The 8,816-nt window shown below is 44.2% G+C and carries 8 protein-coding genes; 1 reads left to right on the top strand and 7 read right to left on the bottom strand.

The window, feature by feature from the left end; all coding sequences use genetic code 11:
• Window positions 1–635: 635 nt before the first annotated feature.
• The 7 genes from HC752_RS12015 to dusA all read right to left on the bottom strand — a co-directional run bounded on the left by HC752_RS12015 (window position 636) and on the right by dusA (window position 7,593).
• Entirely contained in the window at window positions 636–1,415 is a 780-nt protein-coding gene (locus HC752_RS12015) for a phosphoadenylyl-sulfate reductase (protein WP_190335359.1), read from the bottom strand.
• Window positions 1,408–3,123 (bottom strand): assimilatory sulfite reductase (NADPH) hemoprotein subunit, encoded by a 1,716-nt coding sequence (gene cysI, locus HC752_RS12010; protein ID WP_190335358.1) that lies wholly within the window; start codon window positions 3,121–3,123, stop codon window positions 1,408–1,410. Before cysI ends, HC752_RS12015 begins: the two co-directional genes overlap by 8 nt.
• The gene (locus HC752_RS12005; protein WP_190335357.1) at window positions 3,123–4,946 is read right to left on the bottom strand and encodes an assimilatory sulfite reductase (NADPH) flavoprotein subunit; all 1,824 of its coding nucleotides are present in this window, start codon (window positions 4,944–4,946) and stop codon (window positions 3,123–3,125) included. The genes cysI and HC752_RS12005 overlap by 1 nt, the downstream gene beginning before the upstream one ends.
• 120 nt (window positions 4,947–5,066) lie before the next feature.
• On the bottom strand, window positions 5,067–5,297 hold the full coding sequence (locus HC752_RS12000) for a hypothetical protein (protein WP_190335356.1): 231 nt from the start codon (window positions 5,295–5,297) through the stop codon (window positions 5,067–5,069).
• 144 nt (window positions 5,298–5,441) lie between these two features.
• The gene (locus HC752_RS11995) at window positions 5,442–6,104 is read right to left on the bottom strand and encodes a TIGR04219 family outer membrane beta-barrel protein (protein WP_190335355.1); all 663 of its coding nucleotides are present in this window, start codon (window positions 6,102–6,104) and stop codon (window positions 5,442–5,444) included.
• A 96-nt stretch (window positions 6,105–6,200) separates the two neighbouring features.
• Complete coding sequence (gene pspG, locus HC752_RS11990) at window positions 6,201–6,410, bottom strand: envelope stress response protein PspG (protein WP_101114652.1); 210 nt, start codon at window positions 6,408–6,410, stop codon at window positions 6,201–6,203.
• Window positions 6,411–6,588: 178 nt separating this feature from the next.
• Window positions 6,589–7,593: a tRNA dihydrouridine(20/20a) synthase DusA gene (dusA, locus tag HC752_RS11985; protein ID WP_190335354.1), complete on the bottom strand. Its 1,005-nt coding sequence runs from the start codon at window positions 7,591–7,593 to the stop codon at window positions 6,589–6,591.
• 106 nt (window positions 7,594–7,699) lie between these two features.
• Here dusA and HC752_RS11980 point away from each other — a divergent pair, with 106 nt between their 5' ends.
• A complete protein-coding gene (locus tag HC752_RS11980) occupies window positions 7,700–8,770 on the top strand; it encodes a tyrosine-type recombinase/integrase (RefSeq protein ID WP_190335353.1) in 1,071 nt (356 codons plus the stop codon).
• The last annotated feature ends 46 nt before the right edge of the window (window positions 8,771–8,816 follow it).

The following is an 8,816-nucleotide window of genomic DNA, read 5'->3' as shown; positions in this document are numbered from 1 at the left end:
GTTAGGCCTGCCGCCAGCGTTCAATCTGAGCCATGATCAAACTCTTCAATTTAAGATTTTGTTCGGCTCAATGAATACTGATTACATTTACAAGTAAATGTTGAATTGACTGTGCTAAGTCTTCTTATGTTTCCAGAAGAAGTCTTGGTTGGTCACTCAGTTCATTGAAACCTAAAGTGTTTCCTAAGAAACATTTTGGATTATCATCAACGAGTGCCCACACAGATTGATAGGTCTATATTGTTAAAGAGCGTTGCTTTTCGAGAAGCTTTCTTCTCAAAGCGGAGGTGAATTCTAGCGAGATAATTTGAAGAGTCAAACACTTTTTCAAATTTATTTTCTCAGAACTTTTCCTCTCTCTAGCACTGCTGAAGCCTTGTGGCGTCTGCCGTGTCAGTGAGGCGGCATTATAGAGACACTAATCTTTATGGCAAGCCTTTTATTTGAAAATAATGAAAAAACCACTCTTTTCTTTGAATTTTATCCAAAGCGCTAATTTATTCATGTTTTACCCCAGAATAAGCACAACTTATCCACAGTTTTATACAATTCAGTGCAAAAAACAATCAACCCAGTCCCCCATAAAAAGAAAAGCTGCATAAGCAGCTTTCTAGTTACAAGTACTAAGTTGTCACTCAGATGCCGGAGCCATCACTTTCGTTTTCTTCTTCATGAAGCCCGCACTCGCGTTTCAATCCAAAGAAACGGGTTTCTTCTTCGCTCATGCCAGGCTCCCACTTACGAGTGGTATGGGTATCACCTACAGACAAGTACCCTTCATCCCAAAGTGGGTGATAAGGAAGGTTGTTTTCCTTTAAATAGTAGTGGACATCTTTATTTGTCCAATCGATAACTGGTAGAAACTTAAATACGCCGTTTTGAATGGCTAGGATGGGTAAGTTCGCTCGAGAGCTCGATTGCTCACGACGAAGACCTGAGAACCAAGTGCCTACCTGAAGTTCATCCAATGCGCGACGCATGGGTTCGACTTTATTTAGCTTGTTATATTTTTCTATGCCTTCTACGCCCTGATCCCACAATTTCCCATAACGTGCTTCTTGCCAATTCGGGCTAGTTGCCGCGCTGAAGATCTTAAGATTCAAATTGAGTTTTTCAGTTAACTCATCAATGAAACGGTACGTTTCAGGAAACAAGTAGCCTGTATCCGTCAGTATGACAGGAATATCCGCCTTAATTTGGGAGACTAAATGCAGCATCACTGCGGCCTGAATACCAAAACTGGATGACACCGCGTGGGTGTCTTCTAAGTTTTCGATAGCCCACGCGACCCTTTCTTGTGCCGTGAGTGTTTCCAAGTAACCATTCAATTCAGCAAGGCGCAGCGACTGCTCCGCCTTAGTCATTGACAGTAATTCAGAAAGCTGCGGCTTCTTTGTTGCTGTAGTATCAGGCATGCAAATCCCTCTTAGAGATGAAGACCTCTTCAATGATGCCAGCACGAATTGTGAAGTCGCCGAAACATTCGCCTTCGTTGCGCTCATTTGCCCAGCGTGCAACCAAGTGATCGATTTCTTCTAGGATTTGAGCGTCTGTGATGTTCTCTTTATACATTTTAGGAATGCGAGTCCCTGCACGGTTCCCTCCTAAGTGTAAGTTATATCGACCAGGTGCTTTTCCGACTAAACCAATTTCAGCCAACATTGCGCGACCACACCCATTAGGACAGCCTGTTATGCGCAGGATGATGTTTTCATCTTCTGGTAACCCATGCTTTTCAAGGATACCTTCAACGTCGGTAACAAACCCTGGTAAGAAACGCTCCGCTTCTGCCATAGCAAGCGGACAAGTGGGAAATGCCACACACGCCATCGAGTTTTTACGCTGCTCGCTCACGCTGTCGTCCATCAAACCATGTTCGCGCGCGATCTTTTCGATTTTCGCTTTCTGACTTTTTGCTACACCCGCAACGATTAAGTTTTGGTTAGCCGTCATTCGGAAATCGCCTTTGTGGATCTTCGCGATTTCTGCAACGCCAGTCTTCAGTGGCTTACCTGGGAAATCCAGTAAACGACCGTTCTCGATGAACAGAGCTAAGTGATGCTTACCATCGATTCCCTCAACCCAACCAATGCGATCGCCACGCTCTGTAAACTCATAAGGGCGACTGGCTTCAAACTTAACATCCGCTCGTTTTTCAACTTCTGCGCGGAACACATCGATACCTACGCGATCCAGCGTGTATTTGGTTTTCGCATTTTTACGATTTGAACGGTTACCCCAGTCACGTTGAGTGGTGACAACCGCAGCAGCGACATCGAGTGTTTTATCTAGAGGGATAAAGCCGAAGTCATCCGCACGACGTGCGTAAGTAGAAGTATCGCCATGCGTCATCGCAAGCCCCCCACCCACTAAGACGTTAAAGCCAACCAACTTCCCTTCTTCAGCAATAGCAACGAAATTCAAGTCGTTAGCATGCACGTCTACGTCATTTTGAGGCGGAATCACAACAGTGGTTTTAAACTTACGCGGTAAATAGTTGCTACCTAGAATAGGCTCCTCTGTGGTTTCAACTTTTTCACCATCCAACCAGATTTCCGCGTAAGCGCGTGTCTTAGGTAACAGATGTTCACTGATTTTCGCTGCCCACTCGTAAGCTTCTTGGTGAAGTTCCGATTCAATTGGGTTAGTGGTACAGAGAACGTTACGGTTAACATCACCCGCTGTTGCGATGGAATCGATGCCGATGCTATTCAGGGTTTGGTGCATCAGCTTAATGTTTGGCTTTAGTACGCCATGAAACTGGAATGTCTGACGCGTGGTGAGACGGATACTTCCATATGACGTATGTTCATCAGCAAACTTGTCTATCGCTAACCATTGCTCTGGCTTAATGATGCCACCAGGCATCCGAGCACGTAACATGACGTTATGCAGTGGCTCAAGCTTTTGTTTAGCGCGTTCGGCACGAATATCACGGTCATCCTGTTGATACATACCGTGGAAACGGATCAACTGGAAGTTATCGGCAGTAAAGCCACCCGTGATACGATCTTGCAGATCTTGTTCAATCGTACCACGTAGAAAATTACTTTCTCTTTTTAGACGTTCATTGTCGGACAGTGGACCGAGCACTTCGCCTAATACTTCTTGCTTATCACTCATTAGTACACGTCCCTCTGGTAACGTTTTGCTTTACGCAGATCGTTAATGAATTCTTCTGCTTTCTCTTGGCTTAAACCACCATGCTCTTTTGCAACAGCCACCAAGGCATCATTCACATCTTTCGCCATGCGAGTGGCGTCACCACACACATATATATAAGCGCCATCTTGAATCCACTGCCAAACTTGTTCGGCGTGCTCAAGAATACGATGCTGGACATATACTTTTTCTTGCTGGTCGCGGCTAAATGCAACATCCAGTTGAGTCAGCAACCCAGATTTCAAATATTTCTGCCATTCCACTTGATACAAGAAATCTTGAGTAAACGTGCGATCGCCAAACAGTAACCAGTTTTTACCTTCAGCATCGCGGTTATCACGTTCTTGAATAAAGCTACGGAAAGGCGCAATACCCGTCCCCGGACCAATCATGATCACAGGTGTATTATCATCTTGTGGTAATTTGAAGTTGTTATTGTTTTCAACAAAGACTTTTACGTCACCGCCTTCTTCCAAGCGATGAGACAAGAAGCTCGACGCACCACCATAACGAGTCTCGTCACCTACCTCGTACTCCACCACACCCACGGTTAAGTGAACTTCTTCATCCACTTCACTTTGCGCAGATGCAATTGAATAGAGGCGAGGTGTTAAACGGCGCAGTATTCCGACCAGCTCTTCCGCAGATAGCTTGATTTTCTTCTCTCCAAGCACATCAAGAACCTGAGTGTTCCCCGCGTATTCGCGTAACTTGTCTTTATCGGCCACCAGTTTTTCAAGCTTTTTACTGCCAGAAAGTTCTGCAAACTTAGTCACGAGCTGAGGGTTAGAAGTGGTCACTTCGTATTTGCGGATCAACGCGGTGCGAATCGAAAGACTTTCGCCATCGACTTCTACCGTTTCAATGCCCGAAAGACCGACCTTCGCCAAAATAGCATCGACCAACTCCGCACTGTTTTCATACCAAACACCAAGTGCATCACCTGGCTGATAGGTAATACCCGATTCACCTAAGTCAATTTCAATATGACGAACATCTTTACCAGAATCACGACCGGTGATCTTCTGACTCGTTAGAAGTGTTGCGGTATACGGTTTTTGCTTCGTGTATTGGCTGTGGGCTGTAGCAAGCTGATTGCCAGCATGGAGCTGAACGACTTCGGCTTCATTTCCAACAGAAAGCATGTCTTTGGCTTTTTCAAGCGCCGCTTTACGCCATGCCGCTGCTGGAGCTTCATAGTCAACATCACAATCAAGGCGATCAATAAATGAAGTCGCACCCAACTTAGATAAATACTCATCAAAGTCTTTTGCTGTCTGACAGAAAAACTCGTAGCTCGAATCGCCCAAACCAATCACCGCATATTGCAAATTAGGCAATTTCGGTGCTTTCTTAGATTGTAGGAACTCATGGAGCTCCATCGCGTTATCCGGTGCTTCACCTTCACCATTCGTAGAGGCCACCACGATAACGTGGGTTTCTTTCGCCAAGTTCTTACCTTTGTAATCACTCGCGTCAAATAACTCTACTGCAATTCCTTCTGCTTGCGCTTCTTCTTTAAGCGCTTCTGCAACGCCTTTCGCGTTACCCGTTTGTGAAGCGAAGATGATGCTCAATTTGCCGGCGGGTTTTGCGGCTACGACTGCGGCAGCCCGATTAATAGGCGCGGCGGCACCAACTGATTGATTTTGACTTATACCCCAAAAATAACCACTCACCCACGCTAGTTGCTGTGGAGACAATTCAGAAATAGTTTGCTGTAATTGACCTATTTGCTGATCGTTAAGTGGGCTTGCGAGGGCGGAAAGTTCCTTAAGTAACATGTCACGACATCCCTATTCATTGCGTGACGATAGATTAACCACTCCCCTTAATAATAAAAAAGAATAGATGAGCATGTTTTATAACTTTTTGGAAGTAAGAAAGGAGGTAAGCAATGAGAATCAGTGCTCTTCAATGCGAACTTGACGAAAACCAACCGCCAAAGCCGATTGGGATGCCTTGTCTAAGTCTATGTAATGACACTCTTCACCGTGGGAATCGGTAAGAAGAATAAACCCGCCTCGAGTGTGGCGAAACTCGACAATCCAAGTGCCTTCTTGAATAGAAGGTTCGATGATTGCCTCGATGAGTTGATTATCTTGATACAGGCTGCGCAATTCAGAAATCGTCATGGGTCCGCTCCGTGCTCACAAGCATGTTTATAAGAATGACGCAAATTGACCACTTTGCAAATTAATTGTTACATGAAATAACAAAAAAGCATAACAGCGCAGCTTGATATGCTTTTAAAATCGAGCGACTAGAATGAAACGTACTTAAAAGCTCGCCTCTACTCCAACAAATACACCGTGTGTGAGATACATATCACTTGGACCAGAAAACATCTTAAAGCGGTAATCCATCACGCGATACCCAGCACGTACAGCCACATCGAGTTTCTCTAAATCAAAGCGATAACGCATGCCCGCTGTTACATCCGCTGTTTTATCACCATCACTGTTACCAAAATCAAATTCACCAATCAAATCGACGTTCGTTTCGGGGACAGTAATCACGGCATTCGCATACCAACTAAATAGGAGTTTATTGAAATCTTGTGTCGGATCCGCAGGGTTAGAATAAACACCGTTCGAATATTGGGAGAGTGTAATCCCCGCATCAAAATGCAAGAGCTCATGATCGATCAGATCATAGTAGAAAGTGAAATCGGTTTTATTAAACTCAATATAACTCATCTCTACAGGGCTAAAGCGAATTCTAACATTTGGCGTATAGGCGATATCGTGTTCCAGCGCTAGCGAGCCTGTGAACTGAGTTTCTCTCTCACTATTTAACATCGTTTCGGTACCATGCTTGTACGCCGTTTTTACCGACCACGCATCACCCGATACTGTCACAGACAAGTCGGTTTCTGCATAAGAAGAAAACGTACACATTAATAAAGAAGAGAACAAAGCCGCACAAACGCGATTTTTCATGGAAAGAAGCCCCACCAGTCAGTTATAAACACAGATAGGGAATATTATCATAGTTGCCCTGCACGAAAAGGCATCTTGTGCAGGGCTGACTCAATTTTAACGCGGGCAGTAGACTTTGTTACGGAAGAACCACCAAGCGATTGCCAATACAATCAACCAAGGCAATAACTTAAACACCATGCCCATCATTCCGAACACCAACATGACGGCGAACGCGACTGCACCCGCTGCAAAAATCGACACAAGGGTGACGCCAGTAAAAAACAACACACCCAGAAATACCAACACAAATAGCAGTTCAATCATTGTTTACCCCTTTTTGTATTTTACGTTCAGCTATATTGGTAAGCTATTGCAGGAAACAGACCAACTTTCAAAAAATATTCATTTTTCCTTTTATAACAAACGCATAAAAAAAGCCCTAAACGGAAGTTCAAGGCTTAACATTTTATGCATGGTTAATTTAGCTAACAGGTGGTGATTTTTACACACCTAATTCGGCAGGAATTTTGGCTAACGCTGTTTCGACAACGTCTAGCCCCGCTCCTTTCTTATGAGCGTTTTCACTGATATAGCGACGCCATTGTCGAGCACCCGGCATACTTTGGAATAAGCCGAGCATATGGCGAGTCATATGCCCAAGGTACGCCCCGTTCGATAACTCTTTCTCTATATAAGGGTACATTTCGCGCACGATATCAGAGCGTTTCTTAACTGGTTTTTCAGAACCAAACAGCTCTTGATCAACAAACGCCAACAAATAAGGGCTTTGATAAGCTTCACGCCCGATCATCACGCCATCGAGATATTGTAAGTGCTCTTTCGCCTCTTCCAGTGTTTTAATCCCACCGTTTACCGCAATATTAAGATGGGAGAAATCTTTTTTAAGTTGGTAAGCACGAGGGTAATCCAAAGGGGGGATTTCGCGGTTTTCTTTTGGGCTTAACCCACTCAACCACGCTTTACGAGCGTGTATGGTGAATTGTTCACAGCCCCCCTTCTCTGAAACGATAGAAACAAAATCCGTGAGGAATGCATAAGAATCTTGCTCATCAATACCAATACGCGTTTTTACCGTCACAGGCACATCAACCACTTCACGCATGGCCGCAACGCATTCTGCCACCAAATGGGGTTCTGCCATCAAGCACGCACCAAAACGACCATTTTGAACACGATCCGACGGACAACCCACATTGAGATTGATTTCATCATAACCACGCTCTTGAGCCAGCTTGGCGCACGTCGCTAAATCGGTAGGGTTGGAGCCGCCCAGCTGCAATGCCACAGGATGTTCTTCTTCGCTGTACGCTAAGAAATCCCCCTTGCCATGAATGATCGCCCCCGTTGTCACCATCTCGGTATACAGCAGTGCGTTATCCGACATTAAGCGGTGGAAGTAACGGCAGTGTCTGTCTGTCCAGTCCAACATGGGTGCAACGGAAAAGCGAGAAAGTGCGTATTTGCTAGAGTTTTCAGGTTTTATCATGGTTTACTACTAATCTGGATACTGTATATATATACACTAGTTTGCTAGAATTGCTCCCGATTTCTCTTATCAGTACGCATATAGTACGCATCAAAAGAGTAGGACAATGGCATCATTTAGCATAAAAAAACGCCAGCTAAAAAGCGGAGAATTGCGCTTTACAGCAGACATCATCGTTAAAAAGAATTCGGCGATTATACATAGAGAATCCAAAACATTCAGGAAAAAAGAATTCGCTAGAACCTATGCACTAAAAAGGGTTAGTGAGCTCGAATCACCCACACCGAATATTCAAAAATCCGTACCGTTATACGTACTACTGGATATGTACATGAATGACAGGGATTTATGGGATAGAACGGGTCGTACAAAACAATATGTGATTCGTATGCTGCGAGACTGTGATATATCCAAGGTTGAAAGCGACAAGCTAAGAACTAGCGACTTAATCCAACACTGCAAAAACCGTAAAGGTAGAGGATCTGGCGGTGCAACGGTCTATCACGATGTTGCTTACCTACGCTCTGTTATGAAGAAATCGAAACCTGTATTCAACGTAGATTCTAACCACCAGATATTTGATGAAGTTGTACCTGTTCTTATTGATATGGGATTAGTCGGTAAAAGCCAGAAGCGAACGCGCCGCCCTACATCAGTAGAACTAAAACTCTTAAAGCTAGGATTAGAACAACATGAGGCTTTCAGGTCAAACGGCACAACTCGAATCCCATTCACTGATATTCTTGAATTCAGCATTATCACTTGTATGCGAATAGGTGAAGCCCGCAAGCTGCGTTGGGAAGACCTTAACCAAGAGCATAGAACAATACTCGTTAGAGACAGAAAAAACCCAAGGAAGAAAGAGGGCAATCACATGATTGTTCCGTTACTTGGCGAATCATTCGATATCGCACTAAAGCAACCAAACAAAGGAGAATTCATTTTCCCATACAACCCGCGAAGTGTTATCGCAGGGTTTCAAAGAGTGAGAAACGAATTGGGTATTGAAGACTTGAGGTATCACGACATACGAAGAGAAGGAGCAAGTCGATTGTTTGAAAAGGGCTACTCAATCGAAGAAGTAGCTCAAGTCACAGAGCATAGAAACTTGAATATTTTATGGCAAGTGTACACCCAATTTGTATTAGTTCCGACTAGATCTGACACTTCAATTTGAAAAGAAGAGAGTTACCCACTTTGATTAAAGGTGCTTAATCACTAAT

Source organism: Vibrio sp. S9_S30, from assembly GCF_014694455.1.
GTDB lineage: Bacteria > Pseudomonadota > Gammaproteobacteria > Enterobacterales > Vibrionaceae > Vibrio.
The sequence above is the reverse complement of the archived record's forward strand: the minus strand, read 5'-3'. Positions and strand labels throughout refer to the sequence as shown.

Excerpts from the sequence above, each read along its gene's own strand:
- dusA (WP_190335354.1), bottom strand. The coding sequence starts at position 7,593 with ATGATAAAACCTGAAAACTCTAGCAAATACGCACTTTCTCGCTTTTCC.
- HC752_RS11980 (WP_190335353.1), top strand. The coding sequence starts at position 7,700 with ATGGCATCATTTAGCATAAAAAAACGCCAGCTAAAAAGCGGAGAATTG.
- HC752_RS12000 (WP_190335356.1), bottom strand. The coding sequence starts at position 5,297 with ATGACGATTTCTGAATTGCGCAGCCTGTATCAAGATAATCAACTCATC.
- HC752_RS12015 (WP_190335359.1), bottom strand. The coding sequence starts at position 1,415 with ATGCCTGATACTACAGCAACAAAGAAGCCGCAGCTTTCTGAATTACTG.
- HC752_RS11995 (WP_190335355.1), bottom strand. The coding sequence starts at position 6,104 with ATGAAAAATCGCGTTTGTGCGGCTTTGTTCTCTTCTTTATTAATGTGT.
- HC752_RS12005 (WP_190335357.1), bottom strand. The coding sequence starts at position 4,946 with ATGTTACTTAAGGAACTTTCCGCCCTCGCAAGCCCACTTAACGATCAG.
- pspG (WP_101114652.1), bottom strand. The coding sequence starts at position 6,410 with ATGATTGAACTGCTATTTGTGTTGGTATTTCTGGGTGTGTTGTTTTTT.
- cysI (WP_190335358.1), bottom strand. The coding sequence starts at position 3,123 with ATGAGTGATAAGCAAGAAGTATTAGGCGAAGTGCTCGGTCCACTGTCC.